We start from the raw sequence: 15,040 nt of genomic DNA on the forward strand, positions 1-15,040 counted from the left end.
TTCCCAGCACCGAATCGTCAGGGATTGCATCTTGGTCGACACGTCCCCGTTTTCTTCGCCACGCGAGCCGCGCCGGAACCCGCGCGCCGCCGTGCGTGCGGCCGCGTGGTCGAGCACCGGAGCCCTCCCCCGCGCGCGCCCGGCGTACGGCACGCGTTTTTCCAACCGATCTGCATTGTGACTGTTGTGTCCCGTCAACTGACGCTCGATCTCGGCACGCCGCCGCCCGCCACGTTCGACAACTTCATCATGAACGAGGAGAACGACGAGCTCGTCTCGCGCCTGCAGAAGCTCGATCTCGCGCTCGCGGCCGGCCCCGTGCCGGACCGGTCGTTCTATATCTGGGGCGAGCCCGGCAGCGGCCGCACCCACCTGCTGCAGGCGCTCGTGAGCGACGCGTCGTACGGCTATGCGCGCTACCTGACGCCGCAGAGCCCGCTCGGCGCGTTCACGTTCGACCCGCGCATCGGCATCTATGCGATCGACGACTGCGACCGGATGAGCGACACGCAGCAGGTCGCGCTATTCAACCTGTTCAACGAAGTGCGCGCGCACCCGTCGAGCGCGTTCGTCGCCGCGGGCCCGGCCGCGCCGCTCGCGCTCGACGTGCGCGAGGACCTGCGCACGCGGCTCGGCTGGGGGCTCGTGTTCCACCTGTCGCCGCCGTCCGACGCCGGCAAGATCGCGGTGCTCAAGCTCGCGGCGAAGGAGCGCGGGATCGCGCTGACCGACGACATCGCCGCGTACCTGCTGACCCATTTCCGCCGCGACATGCCGAGCCTGATGGCCTTGCTCGACGCGCTCGACCGCTTCTCGCTCGAGCAGAAACGCGCGGTCACGCTGCCACTGCTGCGCCGGATGCTCGCGCGTCCCGGCGACGACATCACACCACCGGGCACGGGCCCGAACCGCTTCGAGTAAAATGCGCTTCCATGACTAATCTGGCACTCTTTGACCTCGATCACACGCTGATCCCGACCGATAGCGACCACGAATGGGGTCGCTTCATGGTGAAGCTCGGCATCGTCGACGCGGAAAGCTTCTCGCGTCAGAACGACCAGTTCTTCGCCGACTACAAGGCCGGCCAGCTCGACATCCACGCGTACCTGTGCGCGATGCTCACGCCGCTCGCGAAGTATTCGCGCGCGCAGCTCGCGCAATGGCACGAGCAGTACATGCACGAGGTGATCCGGCCCGCGATGACGCCCGCCGCGCTCGAACTCGTGCGCCGGCACCTCGATGCGGGCGACCTGTGCTGCGTCGTGACGGCGACCAACGAATTCATCACGCGCCCGATCGCGACCGCGTTCGGCGTCGACACGCTGATCGCCTGCGAGGTCGAGACGACCGACGGCCACCCCGATTCCCCGTACACGGGCCGCCCGACCGGCACGCCGAGCTATCGCGAAGGCAAGATCGTGCGGACCGAAGCGTGGCTCGCGTCGCTCGGCAAGCACTGGGACGACTTCGAACACAGCTACTTCTACAGCGACTCGCACAACGACATCCCGTTGCTCGAGAAAGTCACCGACCCGATCGCGACCAACCCTGACGACACGCTGCGCGCGCATGCAAGCAACCGCGGCTGGCGTATCCTCGATCTCTTCTGAACGTCGTGATCAAAAAATTCATCCGCAAGCTGCTCGGCCAGGACGAAACCGAGCAAACGCCTCCCGCCGCGGCCCCGGCCGACGCAGCGGCCCCTGCTGCCCCGCGCACCCCGAAGGGCGCCCGCGGCGGCGGCGCGAAGAAACCGCGCAGCAACCATGAGCCGACCGTCGTGCCGGCCAGCGTGCACGGCATCAACCCGGCGCTGATCTCGAAGAACGCGGTGCGCGTGACCGACACGCTGCAGCAGGCGGGCTTTCGCGCGTTCATCGTCGGCGGCGCCGTGCGCGACCTGCTGCTCGGCATCGCGCCGAAGGACTTCGACGTCGCGACCGACGCGACGCCGACCGAAGTGCAGCGCCTGTTCCGCCGCGCGCGCCTGATCGGCCGCCGCTTCCAGATCGTGCACGTGCAGTTCGGCCAGGAACTGATCGAGGTGTCGACGTTCCGCGCGCTGGTCGACGCGCCGCCCGAGGCGGCCACGGCCGAACCGCCGAAGCGCCTGAAGCGCGACGAACTCGATCGCCGCACGCACGCGGTCGACGCGAGCGGCCGCGTGCTGCGCGACAACGTGTGGGGCGAGCAGCACGAGGACGCCGCGCGCCGCGACTTCACGATCAACGCGATGTACTACGACCCGTCGACGCAGACGGTGCTCGACTACCACGACGGGATGGCCGACGTGCGCGCCCGCCTGTTGCGGATGATCGGCGATCCGGCCACGCGCTTCCGCGAGGATCCGGTGCGGATGCTGCGCGTCGTGCGCTTCGCGGCGAAGCTCGGCTTCGAGATCGAACCGCATACGCGCGAGCCGATCCACGCGCTCGCCGACCTGATCAACAACGTGCCGGCCGCGCGCCTGTTCGACGAAATGCTGAAGCTGCTGCTGTCGGGCCACGCGCTCGCGTGCCTGCAGCGGCTGCGCAAGGAAGGGCTGCACCACGGGCTGCTGCCGCTGCTCGACGTCGTGCTGGAACAGCCGCAGGGCGAGAAGTTCATCACGCTCGCGCTGAACAACACCGACGCGCGCGTGCGCGCCGGCAAGCCGGTGTCGCCGGGCTTCCTGTTCGCGACGCTGCTGTGGCACGACATGCGCCAGCGCTTCGAGCAATACACCGCCGCGGGCGAGATCCCGGTGCCGGCGCTCCATCGCGCGATGGACGACGTGCTCGACATGCAGACCGAGAAGCTCGCGATCCACAAGCGCTACTCGGCCGACATGCGCGAGATCTGGGGCCTGCAGCTGCGCCTCGAGAAACGCTCGGGCCGCAGCGCGATGCGGCTGCTGGAACACCAAAGGTTTAGAGCGGGGTATGATTTCCTCCTGTTACGCTGCGAATCCGGCGAGCTCGATGCGGAAGTCGGACAGTGGTGGACGGATTTCATCGAAGGCGACGCGGCCGCTCGCGAGGCATTGCTCACGCAGGGCGGCTCGAAGGAAAAATCGCCCCGCAAGCGGCGCCGCCGCGGCGGGGCGCGCAACCGCAAGCCGGGTGAAGGTGCCGCCGAGCAGGCACCGGATACCGCGGGCGATACCGCGAGCGGTTCCGACGACTGACGCGCGCGCCGGCGAACGACGTAGGAAGTGATGCCATGACGGTTGCATATATCGGACTGGGGGCGAATCTCGGCGATGCGCGCCAGACCCTGAAGGACGCGGTGGTGTGCCTCGCGCAGCAGCGCACCATCTCGATCCTCGGCAAATCGAGCCTGTATCGCACGGCGCCCTTCGAAGCGGGCGGCGACGATTACTACAACTGCGTCGTCAAGCTCGACACGACGCTGTCGGCTCGCGAGCTGCTCGCGCTCTGCCAGAAGATCGAACATCACTTCGGCCGCGAGCGCCCGTATCGCAATGCGCCGCGCACGCTCGACCTCGACATCCTGCTGTTCGGCGCCGATTCGATCGACGAACCCGACCTGATCGTCCCGCACCCGCGCCTTACCGACCGCGCGTTCGCGCTCGTGCCGCTCGTCGAAATCGAGCCGGCGCTCGACATCCCCGCGCGCGGCCGGGCCGACGCCTTTCTCGCCGCCGTCGCGGATCAGCGCGTCGAAAAGGTGCAGACCTGCCAGTGCCTGATGCAAAAGGCGCTCGCTGCCGGCGAAGACGCCGACAAGACCCGCTGCCGATGAACGCCACTCCGCTGACCGTCACCGCGCCCGACCTGCGCGCCCCACACCGCTATCTCGTGATCGAAGGCCCGATCGGCGTCGGCAAGACGACGCTCGCGCGCCTGCTCGGCGAGCGCTGGTCGATGCAGACGCTGCTCGAGCGCCCGCAGGACAACCCGTTCCTCGAACGCTTCTACCGCGACACCGCGCGCTACGCGCTGCCGGTCCAGCTGTCGTTCGCGCTGCAGCGCGCGCAGCAGGCGCGCGAGTTGATCGGCGCGCTCGACACGGGCCGCCCCGTCATCGCCGATTTCATGCCGCAGAAGAACGACATCTTCGCGCGGCTGAACCTGCAGGAAGACGAGTGGCAGTTGTACCGCTCGGTCGCCACGCACGTCGACGTGCCGCAGGCGCCGTCGCCCGATCTCGTCGTCTATCTGCAGGCGAGCCCCGAAGTGCTGTTCTCGCGCATCCAGAAGCGCGGGCTGCCGATGGAACTGCAGATCAGCGACGCGTACCTGCGCTCGCTCGTCGACGCGTACAACGAATTCTTCTACCACTACGACCGCACGCCGGTGCTGACGGTCGCAGCCGAACACCTGAACCCGCTGGATTCCCCCGAAGATCTCGCCCTGCTGGTCGAGCGCATCGAGACGATGCGCGGCCGCAAGGAATTCTTCGTCAAGGGCGAGACGACGCGCTGACGCGTCCCGCCTGTCGCTCTTCACCCATCGACCCGGATTTCCCATGACCTATCTCCAGGAATCGAGCCGGCCTGCCGTGACGGTACCCAAGCTGCAGGCAATGCGCGACGCCGGCGAGAAGATCGCGATGCTCACCTGCTACGACGCGAGCTTCTCCGCGCTGCTCGATCGCGCCGGCACCGACGTGCTGCTGATCGGCGATTCGCTCGGCAACGTGCTGCAGGGCCACACGACCACGCTGCCGGTGTCGCTCGACGACATCGCGTACCACACCGCGTGCGTCGCGCGGGCCCAGCCGCGCGCGCTCGTCGTCGCCGATCTGCCGTTCGGCACGTACGGCACGCCGGCCGAGGCGTTCGCGAATGCGGTCAAGCTGATGCGCGCGGGCGCGCAGATGGTCAAGCTCGAAGGCGGCGAATGGCTCGCCGATACGATCCGCTTCCTCGTCGAGCGCTCGGTGCCCGTCTGCGCGCACCTCGGCCTCACGCCGCAATCGGTGCATGCGTTCGGCGGCTTCAAGGTCCAGGGCAAGACCGAAGCCGGCGCCGCGCAGCTGCTGCGCGATGCGCGCGCGATCGAGGATGCCGGCGCGCAACTCGTCGTGCTCGAAGCCGTGCCGACGCTCGTTGCGTCCGAAGTCACGCACATGCTGAAGATTCCGACGATCGGCATCGGCGCGGGCGTCGACTGCTCGGGGCAGGTGCTCGTGCTGCACGACATGCTCGGCGTGTTCCCCGGCAAGCGGCCGCGTTTCGTGAAGGATTTCATGCAGGGGCAGCCGAACATTCAGGCGGCCGTCGAAGCCTACGTGCGCGCGGTGAAGGATCGGTCGTTCCCCGGCCCCGAACACTCGTTCTGACGTAGAAGCCCGGATGTAAAAAAGCGCGGCGCCCTTTGCGGGGCGCCGCGCTTTTTTTGCGTGCGGCATGGACGACCGGCTCGCGGCTCCAGCGCCCGCCCCGTCCAGCGCCTGCCCCGTCGCGTCGTTACTTCAGCACCGCGTCGAGCGCACCGCGCAGTGCATTGGTCAGCAGCAGCCCCTGCGCGCGCGCCAGATCATCGCGGGTCACGACGCGCTCGACCGCCCCGAATGCGGGATCGTCGAGCAGCACGCCGCGCATCACGCCCGGCAGCACGCCGGACGCCAGCGGCGGCGTCACCCACTGGCCATCGAGCTTCACGAACAGGTTCGAGCGCCCGCCTTCCGTCACCTCGCCGCGCTCGTTGACGAACAGCATGTCGAACCCGCCGAGCGCCTCCGCCGCCTGCCACGCGCGGTCGTATTCGGCGCGGCGCGTGGTCTTGTGCAGCAGCAGCGCATCGCTCGCGCGGGTCGGCGCGAAGCCGTGGGCCGACGCGAGCATCACGCCGACCGGCCCCGCCGGCAGCGGCTTGAGCGGCGCGGCGACGATCTCGATCGTGCCGTCCTTCGCCAGCGCGAGCTTCATCCGGTACGCGCCGTTGCCGTCGAGCGCCGCGCAGCGTGCATCGATCTCGCGACGCAACGCGTCGGCGTCGAAGCGGAAGCCGAACGCATCGGCGCTGCGCTGCAGCCGCGCAAGATGACGATCGAGGTGGCGGATGCCGTCCGCCCGCGTGGCGGCCGTCGTTTCGAACAGCTGGAAGCCGGGATCGGCATCCGTCAGGAATCGCGCTTTCAATTCGCACTCCGCATATTCGTCGGCCGCGACACTGTCGAGCACGATGCCCGCGCCGACGCCCATCGTGCCACGCCGCCGGCCGGCAATCGCCGTTGCCGCGTCGCGCGTGGCGCTCGTCGCGACGGCATCGACTGCGGCCGCCTCGAGCGTCAGCGTCCGGATCGCGACCGACAGGCAGAAATCGCCGCAACCGGCCGCGCCGTCGGATGCTGCAGCGCCCGCCGGCGCGGCCTCGTCCTGCGGCGCATCGAGCCAGCCGATCGCGCCCGTATAGAGCCCGCGCGGCGTCGACTCGATCGTGTCGATCAGCTGCATCGTCTTGTACTTCGGCGCACCGGTGATCGACCCACACGGAAACAGCGCGCGCAGCATCTGCGCGAACGTCGTGCCGTCGCGCCAGCCGGCTTCGACCGTCGACGTCATCTGCCACACCGACGCATAAGGCTCGACGGAGAACAGCGCCGGCACCTTGACGGTGCCCGTGCGCGCGATCCGCGACACGTCGTTGCGCAGCAGGTCGACGATCATCACGTTTTCCGCGCGGTTCTTCGGATCGCTCGCGAGGAACGCGGCGGCCGCCGTGTCTTCACGTGGATCGGCCGAACGCGGCGCGGTACCCTTCATCGGTCGCGCACGCAGCACGTCGCCGTGCTTCTCGACGAACAGTTCGGGCGAGCACGATACGACCCATGCGCCGCCCGGCAGCGCGATCAGCGCGCCGTAGCGCACCGGCTGACGCGCGCGCAGCCGCCGGTACAGCGCGAGCGGCGTGCCGAACACGTCGAAATTCAGCCGGTACGTGTAATTGACCTGATACGAATCGCCTGCGCGCAACGCGTCGTGCACCGCGGCGATCGCCGCGTCGAATGCATCGCGCGACACACTCTTCGCGACATGCGCGACACCGGCGATCGACGGCGTGCCGCCGCCGTCCTGCTGCGCGAGCCACGCATCGACTTCGTCGCGCGACAGCCGCTCGCAGCGCGCATACAGCAAAAAGCGCAGCGGGGCATCGCCCGGCTGCGCCCGTTGCAGGTTGCGTCCGAATGCGTAATCGCCGACGACGACCGCATGCAGCCCGTCGCGCAGATCCTGCGCGAGCGCCGCATCGACCGCGTCGAGCTGCGCCGGGTCCGTGCACACGCGCTCGCGCACGAAGCCCGAATACAAACGACTCGACCGCGCGGACGCGGTCGAGTCGCAATCGTCCAAGAGCGCGAACGACGCGCTCTCGTTGCCTTCAGTCATGCTTTACTCGAAGAAGCTCTTCACACGGTCGAACCAGCTCTTGCTCTGCGGGCTGTGACGCGCGCCGCCCTCGGCCAGCGACTTCTCGAACTGCTTGAGCAGATCGCGCTGCTGGTCGGTCAGCTTCACGGGCGTCTCGACCTGCACGTGCACATACAGATCGCCCGCAATGCTCGAGCGCAGCCCCTTGATGCCCTTGCCGCGCAGGCGGAACGTCTTGCCCGACTGCGTGCCTTCCGGCACCGGGAACGACGCACGGCCGGCCAGCGTCGGCACCTCGATCTCGCCGCCGAGCGCGGCGGTCGTGAACGGGATCGGCATCTGGCAATGGAGATCGTCGCCGTCGCGCTCGAACACCGAGTGCGGCTTGATGTGGATCTCGACGTACAGGTCGCCCGGCGGCCCGCCGTTGATGCCCGGCTCGCCGTTGCCGGCCGAACGGATCCGCATCCCGTCGTCGATCCCGGCCGGGATCTTCACTTCGAGCGTCTTGGTTTCCTTCACCTTGCCCGACCCGTGGCAATGCGCGCACGGCTCGGGGATGTAGGTACCCGTGCCGTGGCACTTCGGGCAGGTCTGCTGGATGCTGAAGAAGCCCTGCGACATGCGCACCGTGCCCTGGCCGTGACAGGTCGGGCAGGTTTCCGGCTTCGTGCCGGCCTTCGCCCCCGACCCGTGACAGACTTCGCACGACACCCAGCTCGGCACGCGGATCTGCGTGTCGTAGCCGTGCGCGGCCTGCTCGAGCGTGATTTCCATGCTGTAGCGCAGGTCGGCGCCGCGATACACCTGCGGGCCGCCGCGGCCGCCGCGCGCGGCGCCACCCGCGGCCTGGCCGAAGATGTCGCCGAAGATGTCGCCGAAGGCATCCGCGAAGCCGCCGAAGCCCTGTGCGCCCGCACCGCCCATGTTCGGATCGACGCCCGCGTGGCCGTACTGGTCGTACGCAGCCCGCTTCTGGCCGTCCGACAGCATTTCATAGGCTTCCTTCGCCTCCTTGAAATGCTCTTCCGCATCCTTGCTGTCCGGATTGCGGTCAGGGTGATACTTCATCGCAAGCTTGCGATATGCCTTCTTGATTTCGTCGTCGCTCGCATTCTTCGCGACGCCCAGAACCTCGTAGTAATCCCGTTTCGCCATATCGATTCACTGTGCCGCCACGCATCGTGCACGCGGCGGCTCCTTTCGCCCGCAGTAAAGTCTCTCGACTCGTCTGGCGCTGCACCGTCCGCGGACGGCTCGCGCAGCACCCGCCAAAAAACAAATGTGCCCGGAGGGCCGCAAGGCCCGCCAGGCGTGGAGTCGATCCGGCCATCCGGAAGGAAAGACAGACCGCTTGTCAGCCGCGCCGCGCGCGTTTCGCGCGCGGCGTACGGTGCCATTGCAACCCGGCTTAGTCCTTCTTCACTTCCTTGAACTCGGCGTCGACGACGTCGTCGGCAGCCTGTTGCGCACCGCCCGCATGGGCCGCGCCTTCCGCTGCACCGGCCGCGCCGGCGGCACCTGCCTGCTGGGCCTGCATGTCGGCGTACATCTTCTCGCCGAGCTTCTGCGAGACCTTGCCGAGCTCCTCGACCTTCGCGTCGATCGCCGCCTTGTCGGCCGACGTGTCCTTCAACACGTCCTCGAGCGACTTCAGCGCGGCTTCGATCGCTTCCTTCTCGCCCGCGTCCAGCTTGTCGCCGTACTCGGTCAGCGCCTTCTTCGTGCTGTGCACCAGCGCGTCGCCCTGGTTGCGCGAATCGGCCAGCTCGCGCAGCTTGTGATCTTCCGCTGCGTTCGCTTCCGCGTCCTTGATCATCTGGTCGATTTCAGCCTCGGACAGGCCCGAGTTCGCCTTGATCGTGATCTTGTTTTCCTTGCCGGTCGCCTTGTCCTTCGCGCCGACGTGCAGGATGCCGTTCGCGTCGATGTCGAAGGTCACTTCGATCTGCGGCACGCCGCGCGGTGCCGGCGGGATGCCTTCGAGGTTGAACTCGCCGAGCAGCTTGTTGCCCGCTGCCATTTCGCGTTCGCCCTGGAACACCTTGATCGTCACGGCGCCCTGGTTGTCGTCCGCCGTCGAGTACACCTGGGCGTGCTTCGTCGGGATCGTCGTGTTCTTGTTGATCATCTTCGTCATCACGCCGCCGAGCGTCTCGATACCGAGCGACAGCGGGGTCACGTCGAGCAGCAGCACGTCCTTGCGGTCGCCCGACAGCACCTGGCCCTGGATCGCCGCGCCGACCGCGACGGCTTCGTCCGGGTTCACGTCACGGCGCGGATCCTTGCCGAAGAACTCCTTCACCTTCTCCATGACCTTCGGCATGCGCGTCTGGCCGCCGACCAGGATCACGTCGTCGATGTCCGACACCTTGACGCCTGCGTCCTTGATCGCGATACGGCACGGTTCGATCGTGCGCTCGACGAGATCTTCCACCAGCGCCTCCAGCTTCGCGCGGGTGATCTTCAGGTTCAAGTGCTTCGGGCCCGACGCGTCCGCCGTGATGTACGGCAGGTTGATTTCGGTCTGCTGACCCGACGACAGCTCGATCTTCGCCTTTTCGGCGGCTTCCTTCAGGCGCTGCAGCGCGAGCACGTCCTTCGACAGGTCGACGCCCTGCTCCTTCTTGAACTCGCCGATGATGTAATCGATGATGCGCTGGTCGAAGTCTTCGCCGCCGAGGAACGTGTCGCCGTTGGTCGACAGCACTTCGAACTGCATTTCGCCGTCGACGTCCGCGATCTCGATGATCGACACGTCGAACGTACCGCCGCCGAGGTCATACACGGCGATCTTGCGGTCGCCCTTCTCGGCCTTGTCGAGGCCGAACGCGAGCGCCGCCGCGGTCGGCTCGTTGATGATCCGCTTGACTTCGAGGCCCGCGATGCGGCCGGCGTCCTTGGTCGCCTGGCGCTGGCTGTCGTTGAAGTACGCCGGCACCGTGATCACGGCTTCCGTGACCGGCTCGCCGAGGTAGTCTTCGGCGGTCTTCTTCATCTTGCGCAGCACTTCGGCCGAGACCTGCGGCGGCGCGAGCTTTTCGCCGTGCGCCTCGACCCATGCGTCGCCGTTGTCGGCCTTGATGATCGAGTACGGCATCAGGCCGATGTCCTTCTGGACTTCCTTCTCTTCGAAGCGGCGGCCGATCAGGCGCTTCACCGCGAACAGCGTGTTCTTAGGGTTGGTCACCGACTGGCGCTTGGCCGGCGCGCCGACGAGCACTTCGTTGTCGTCCATGTACGCGATGATCGACGGCGTGGTGCGCGCACCTTCCGAGTTCTCGATGACCTTGACCTGGTTGCCTTCCATGATGGCGACGCACGAGTTCGTGGTGCCGAGGTCAATACCGATGATCTTTCCCATTTTTTCCTAATCTCCAGAAATGCTTGTTTGCTGCGCGAAACGCCGCGTTTTTGGGCGGTTTCGCACGCCAGAATTCAACTCTGTTCCCGAAATGCGTCCGTCCGATCCGTTTTCAAGACCGGACGAGCGATGCGGATATTAAATTTTTTCAATCGCCGCCGGCTAGCGGATCGTGTGGGCCATCGGTGCCGTCGCCGGCCGGCGCACCGGCCGCCGCGGCGATCTTCGCGCGTGCCGCCGCGACGGCTGCCTGGAACTGCGCGAGGCCATGCCAGCCCGTCGCGCGGCCGAGCCGCTTGCCGCGGTGGAAGAAGAACCACGTCGGCACACCGTGCAGCCCGAAGCGGCGCCCCAGCTCGCGATGTTCGTACACGTTGCAATGGAACCACTTCAGGCCGAGCGCACGGATGGCATCGGGCTGCGCGAGCATCGCCTTCTTCGCGATCTCGCAGTTGAAGCAGTCGACGCCCCAGAAGAACACCACCGCCAGCGCATCGCCCGCGCCATCGATGGCCGCGTCGAACGTGCCGGCGTCGAGCGCCTGCATGTCGAACGCGTCGAACGCGGCCGGATCGACGCCGGCGGGCACCATTTCCGCTGCCTTATTTCGACTGCGCGACGGTGACGAGCGCCGGGCGCAGCACGCGGTCGGCGATCATGTAACCCTTTTGCAGCACGGTGACGACGGTGTTCGGCTCCTGCTCGGCCGGCACCATCGAAATGGCTTGGTGCTGGTGCGGATCGAACTTCTCGCCGACCGGGTTGATCGCGACGACGCGGCCCTTCTCGAGCGCGCTCGTCAACTGGCGCAGCGTCAGCTCGACGCCTTCGCGCACCTTCGCGATGTCGCCGGAGGTATCGCTGACGGCCGCTTCCAGGCTGTCCAGCACGGGCAGCAGGTGTTCCGCGAAGCTCTCGATCGCGAACTTGTGCGCCTTCGACACGTCGTCCTGCGCGCGGCGGCGCACGTTCTCGGTCTCGGCCTTCGCCCGCAGGAAGCTTTCCTGGAGCTCGGCGACCTTGGCTTGAGCCTCCGCGAGCGCCGCGTCGGCGGCTTCGGCGGCGGGTGCGGCGCCTTGCGCCGCCTGCTTCTCGCTGCCGATGTCTTCGGCCGATGGGGTAGCCGGGTTCTCTTGCGTGTTTTCCATGTCGCTGAAAGTCGATTAGAGGTTGAAGCCAAATCGGCAACCGCCGGACGTATACCCGGCGGCACCGCACATTACTGGTGCAAATAAGGGCGAAAACTGCGATTTCAAGAGGGTCATTCGCCGGCATTCGCCAATGCCGCGAAACAACCGCGCATTTTCCGGTGCAGGCGTCGCATAGTCCGCCGGATCGGGCGAAACGGCCTGTAACAACGCTTACCCGGCAAGGACTAGCTCCGCACAGGCCGGCTGCACTACACTCCATTCAAGCGTCGGAAAGCGTGTTTACCCTGAGCTGACCGCCGCCTGACATCCACCTGGCGCCGTTTTCACCCTTGTTCTCGAGGGGAGTACCGTGAAACTGACCTTTGCGATATCGGTGGTCGCGCTGGTACTCATTGCCGGCACCACCACCATCTGCCTGTCGGGAGCCGTCACCGACCGCACGACCGAGTACGGAAGCGCGCGGGCGACGTTCGACCAGATGTTCAGCTCCCACCAGAAAATCTGTCGATGATGCGCCGGTCGCGCTTCGTCGGCCGGCCGTGCAGTTCGGCCGCCGGCTCGCGATACGTGCGGCGCCGCTCCAGTTCGGCGAGCCGCGCGGCCCGCCCCGCTTCCGTTTCCTCGTAGAGCGTCTGCGCGACGCTCGCGGGCCCGCGCACGTCGCATACGCCCAGCACGGCAATGTGCCAGACGATGCCGTCGATCGCAATCTCGACCTCGTCGCCCACCCGCACGTCCTTCGCCGGCTTGACCGCCGCGCCGCCGATCTTCACGTGGCCCTTGTCGACCGCGTCGGTCGCGAGCGAGCGCGTCTTGAAGAACCGGGCCGCCCACAGCCATTTGTCGATGCGCAGCTTCGCGCCCGGCTCGGTGGAAATCTTGTAGTTCATGATCAGTTGACCGGTTCGGGCTGCGCAGCCTTGACGGGCCAGCCCTGCAGATTCTCCGCGACGATTTCGCCGAGCGCGCCGATCCATGCGGACGCGCCGTTCAGGCACGGAATGCGGTGGAAGGTCTTGCCGCCGCCCGCAAGGAACTCGTCGCGCACTTCCATGCCGATTTCCTCGATCGTCTCCAGGCAATCGGCCGTGAAGCCGGGACAGAACACGTCGGCCCGCCGCACGCCGGCCTCGCCGAATTCGCGCAGCGTCGGCGCGGTGTACGGCTGCAGCCATTCGGCCTTGCCGAAGCGCGACTGGAACGTGACGCGGCACTCGGTGGTCGACAGCCCGAGCGCGGCCATCAGCAACGCGCCCGTTTGCTGGCACTGGTCGTGATACGGATCGCCGAGGTCGAGCGTGCGCTTCGGCACGCCGTGGAAGCTCAGCACCAGCTTGTCACCGGCCGCGAAATCGGGCCGGCCGTGCTGCGCCCAGTACTGGCGCACCTGCTCGGCCAGCGCGTGGATATAGGCCGGATGGTCGGCATAGTGCCGCACCGTGCGCACTTCCGGCTGATTGCGCATGCGCGCGAGCGCGTCGAACGCGGCATCGAATGCGGTGGCCGTGGTCGACGCCGAGTATTGCGGATACATCGGCATCAACAGCACGCGCTCGACGCCCGCGCGCTTGAACTGGGCAAGCGCGTGCGAAATGTTCGGGCTGCCGTAGCGCATCGCGTAGTCGACCGTCACGTGATAGCCGTTCGACGTGAGCAGATGCCGCACGCTGTCGGTCTGGCGCTCGGTGTACACGCGCAGCGGCGAACCCTCGGGCATCCAGACGGCCGCGTACTTCTTCGCGGACGCGCGGCCGCGCAGCGGCAGGATCAGCGTGCGCAGCAGCACCTGCCAGACGGCCTGCGGGATTTCGACGACCCGCGGATCCGACAGGAATTCGGCCAGATAGCGCCGCACCGCGCGCGGCGTGGGCGCGTCGGGCGTGCCGAGATTGATCAGCAACACACCGATGCGGTGGGCGGCCGCGACGCTCGAAGGCGGCTCAAGATCGAAACGCATGGGCAAGAACGTGCTCGGGGCACGGGACCGGACGGCCCTCAATTATAGCGGGCCGCCCCGTGCCGTTCGGCCGACTGTCGCCGCGAGCAGCGCCGCGGCACGATAGCGGGGCGGGATCGGGCCGGTGATTGCCTGCAATCGCCGGCGATCGCGGGTTATTGCTGGCTCAGCGTGAGCGACAGCAGGCGCGCGGTGATGTCGACGATCGGTATCACGCGGTTGTACGCCATGCGGGTCGGGCCGATCACGCCGAGCGTGCCGACGATCTTGCCGTTCACCTCGTATGGTGCGGTCACGACGCTCATTTCCTCGATCGGCACGAGCGTCGATTCGCCGCCGATGAAGATCTGCACGCCCTGGGCGTGGCTCGATACGTCGAGCAGTTGCAGGAGGCCCGTCTTTTGGTCGAATACGTCGAACAGCTTGCGCAGCCGCGCCATGTCGGACGAAAGGTCCGCCACTTCGAGCAGGTTGCGCTCGCCGGAAATCAGCACGGTGTCCTCGGTGTCGGGCACCTCGGTGCTGGCCGTCACGGCCGCGTGCATCAGCGTCGTCATGTCGCCGCGCAACTGGTCGATCTCGTCGCGCAGGCGGCGGCGCACCTCGTCGAACGACAGGCCGGCGAAATGCGCATTGATGTAGTTGGACGCCTCGGTCAGCTGCGACGGCGAATAGTCGCGCGGCGTCGCGAGCATGCGGTTCTGCACGTCGCCCTCGGGCGTGACGATGATCAGCAGGATGCGCTTGTCGGACAGGCGCATGAACTCGATCTGCTTGAACACGTGGCTGCGGCGCGGCGTCAGCACGACGCCCGCGAACTGCGACAGGTTCGACAGCACGCTCGCGGCGGCCGCGACCACCCGCTGCTGCGGCTCGCCGGCCTGCAGCGTGTTCTGCACCTGGCGCGCGACGGCCTCGGCGTCGATCGGCGCCTCGACCGTCAGCATCGTATCGACGAACAGCCGGTAGCCGCGCGGCGTCGGAATGCGTCCGGCCGACGTGTGCGGGCTCGACACGAGGCCGAGCTCCTCCAGGTCGGACATCACGTTGCGGATCGTCGCCGGGCTCAGCTCGAGCCCGGAGTAACGGGACAACGTGCGCGATCCGACTGGCTGACCGTCGGCGATATACCGTTCGATCAGGGTTTTCAGGAGGGTTCGTGCGCGAGGATCTAGCATGGTGGAAAATTTTAGCGCAACCGCGCGACCGCGGCGAGTACCGTCCGCCACCGTTGCGCGGGGCGGCCCGAT

15 protein-coding genes are annotated in these 15,040 nt (G+C 67.3%); 7 read left to right on the forward strand and 8 right to left on the reverse strand.

Annotated elements, in window-relative coordinates; translation table 11 throughout:
• Window positions 1-186 precede the first annotated feature (186 nt).
• Genes hda through panB form a run of 6 tightly spaced genes read left to right on the forward strand, consistent with a single transcriptional unit; the run spans window position 187 to window position 5,286 of the window.
• Entirely contained in the window at window positions 187-921 is a 735-nt protein-coding gene (hda, locus tag H0X91_RS06475; protein ID WP_034200992.1) for a DnaA regulatory inactivator Hda, read from the forward strand.
• An 11-nt stretch (window positions 922-932) separates the two neighbouring features.
• Window positions 933-1,610, forward strand: a complete 678-nt coding sequence (locus H0X91_RS06480) for an HAD family hydrolase (RefSeq protein WP_006484935.1) — start codon at window positions 933-935, stop codon at window positions 1,608-1,610.
• A gap of 5 nt (window positions 1,611-1,615) precedes the next feature.
• Entirely contained in the window at window positions 1,616-3,166 is a 1,551-nt protein-coding gene (pcnB, locus tag H0X91_RS06485; protein ID WP_006484964.1) for a polynucleotide adenylyltransferase PcnB, read from the forward strand.
• Between the two features lie 35 nt (window positions 3,167-3,201).
• Entirely contained in the window at window positions 3,202-3,744 is a 543-nt protein-coding gene (gene folK, locus H0X91_RS06490) for a 2-amino-4-hydroxy-6-hydroxymethyldihydropteridine diphosphokinase (RefSeq protein WP_006476832.1), read from the forward strand.
• Window positions 3,741-4,427: a deoxynucleoside kinase gene (locus H0X91_RS06495; protein ID WP_196432913.1), complete on the forward strand. Its 687-nt coding sequence runs from the start codon at window positions 3,741-3,743 to the stop codon at window positions 4,425-4,427. Before folK ends, H0X91_RS06495 begins: the two co-directional genes overlap by 4 nt.
• Before the next feature lie 43 nt (window positions 4,428-4,470).
• Window positions 4,471-5,286: a 3-methyl-2-oxobutanoate hydroxymethyltransferase gene (gene panB, locus H0X91_RS06500; RefSeq protein WP_006485002.1), complete on the forward strand. Its 816-nt coding sequence runs from the start codon at window positions 4,471-4,473 to the stop codon at window positions 5,284-5,286.
• A 127-nt stretch (window positions 5,287-5,413) separates the two neighbouring features.
• On the opposite strand, the gene H0X91_RS06505 is transcribed toward panB, so the two are convergent.
• From H0X91_RS06505 to grpE, 5 genes are all read right to left on the reverse strand, one after another.
• Complete coding sequence (locus tag H0X91_RS06505; protein ID WP_196432914.1) at window positions 5,414-7,336, reverse strand: chorismate-binding protein; 1,923 nt, start codon at window positions 7,334-7,336, stop codon at window positions 5,414-5,416.
• Between the two features lie 3 nt (window positions 7,337-7,339).
• A complete protein-coding gene (gene dnaJ, locus H0X91_RS06510; protein WP_196432915.1) occupies window positions 7,340-8,476 on the reverse strand; it encodes a molecular chaperone DnaJ in 1,137 nt (378 codons plus the stop codon).
• Window positions 8,477-8,729: 253 nt separating this feature from the next.
• A complete protein-coding gene (gene dnaK, locus H0X91_RS06515) occupies window positions 8,730-10,682 on the reverse strand; it encodes a molecular chaperone DnaK (RefSeq protein ID WP_006484920.1) in 1,953 nt (650 codons plus the stop codon).
• A 148-nt stretch (window positions 10,683-10,830) separates the two neighbouring features.
• On the reverse strand, window positions 10,831-11,274 hold the full coding sequence (locus H0X91_RS06520) for a thioredoxin family protein (RefSeq protein ID WP_006497493.1): 444 nt from the start codon (window positions 11,272-11,274) through the stop codon (window positions 10,831-10,833).
• 10 nt (window positions 11,275-11,284) lie between these two features.
• A complete protein-coding gene (grpE, locus tag H0X91_RS06525; protein ID WP_006484988.1) occupies window positions 11,285-11,830 on the reverse strand; it encodes a nucleotide exchange factor GrpE in 546 nt (181 codons plus the stop codon).
• Between the two features lie 352 nt (window positions 11,831-12,182).
• Between grpE and H0X91_RS06530 the strand changes: the two genes are divergently transcribed.
• On the forward strand, window positions 12,183-12,344 hold the full coding sequence (locus tag H0X91_RS06530) for a hypothetical protein (RefSeq protein ID WP_006476841.1): 162 nt from the start codon (window positions 12,183-12,185) through the stop codon (window positions 12,342-12,344).
• Here the strand turns inward: H0X91_RS06530 and H0X91_RS06535 are convergent.
• From H0X91_RS06535 to hrcA, 3 genes are all read right to left on the reverse strand, one after another.
• Window positions 12,316-12,723 carry an RNA-binding S4 domain-containing protein gene (locus H0X91_RS06535; RefSeq protein WP_006484997.1) on the reverse strand — a complete coding sequence of 136 codons (408 nt, stop codon included), beginning with the start codon at window positions 12,721-12,723 and terminating at the stop codon, window positions 12,316-12,318. The genes H0X91_RS06530 and H0X91_RS06535 overlap by 29 nt on opposite strands.
• Window positions 12,724-12,725: 2 nt before the next feature.
• The gene (hemH, locus tag H0X91_RS06540; RefSeq protein ID WP_006484983.1) at window positions 12,726-13,790 is read right to left on the reverse strand and encodes a ferrochelatase; all 1,065 of its coding nucleotides are present in this window, start codon (window positions 13,788-13,790) and stop codon (window positions 12,726-12,728) included.
• 155 nt (window positions 13,791-13,945) lie between these two features.
• On the reverse strand, window positions 13,946-14,968 hold the full coding sequence (gene hrcA / locus H0X91_RS06545; RefSeq protein ID WP_006484956.1) for a heat-inducible transcriptional repressor HrcA: 1,023 nt from the start codon (window positions 14,966-14,968) through the stop codon (window positions 13,946-13,948).
• Between the last annotated feature and the right edge of the window lie 72 nt (window positions 14,969-15,040).

Source organism: Burkholderia sp. 9777_1386 (assembly GCF_015712265.1).
Classification (GTDB): Bacteria; Pseudomonadota; Gammaproteobacteria; order Burkholderiales; family Burkholderiaceae; genus Burkholderia; species Burkholderia cenocepacia.

What these genes read in the sequence shown, in the direction of transcription:
- H0X91_RS06480 (WP_006484935.1), top strand. Translation starts at nt 933, where the DNA reads ATGACTAATCTGGCACTCTTTGACCTCGATCACACGCTGATCCCGACC.
- folK (WP_006476832.1), top strand. Translation starts at nt 3,202, where the DNA reads ATGACGGTTGCATATATCGGACTGGGGGCGAATCTCGGCGATGCGCGC.
- H0X91_RS06495 (WP_196432913.1), top strand. Translation starts at nt 3,741, where the DNA reads ATGAACGCCACTCCGCTGACCGTCACCGCGCCCGACCTGCGCGCCCCA.
- panB (WP_006485002.1), top strand. Translation starts at nt 4,471, where the DNA reads ATGACCTATCTCCAGGAATCGAGCCGGCCTGCCGTGACGGTACCCAAG.
- H0X91_RS06505 (WP_196432914.1), bottom strand. Translation starts at nt 7,336, where the DNA reads ATGACTGAAGGCAACGAGAGCGCGTCGTTCGCGCTCTTGGACGATTGC.
- dnaJ (WP_196432915.1), bottom strand. Translation starts at nt 8,476, where the DNA reads ATGGCGAAACGGGATTACTACGAGGTTCTGGGCGTCGCGAAGAATGCG.
- dnaK (WP_006484920.1), bottom strand. Translation starts at nt 10,682, where the DNA reads ATGGGAAAGATCATCGGTATTGACCTCGGCACCACGAACTCGTGCGTC.
- H0X91_RS06520 (WP_006497493.1), bottom strand. Translation starts at nt 11,274, where the DNA reads ATGGTGCCCGCCGGCGTCGATCCGGCCGCGTTCGACGCGTTCGACATG.
- grpE (WP_006484988.1), bottom strand. Translation starts at nt 11,830, where the DNA reads ATGGAAAACACGCAAGAGAACCCGGCTACCCCATCGGCCGAAGACATC.
- H0X91_RS06535 (WP_006484997.1), bottom strand. Translation starts at nt 12,723, where the DNA reads ATGAACTACAAGATTTCCACCGAGCCGGGCGCGAAGCTGCGCATCGAC.
- hemH (WP_006484983.1), bottom strand. Translation starts at nt 13,790, where the DNA reads ATGCGTTTCGATCTTGAGCCGCCTTCGAGCGTCGCGGCCGCCCACCGC.
- hrcA (WP_006484956.1), bottom strand. Translation starts at nt 14,968, where the DNA reads ATGCTAGATCCTCGCGCACGAACCCTCCTGAAAACCCTGATCGAACGG.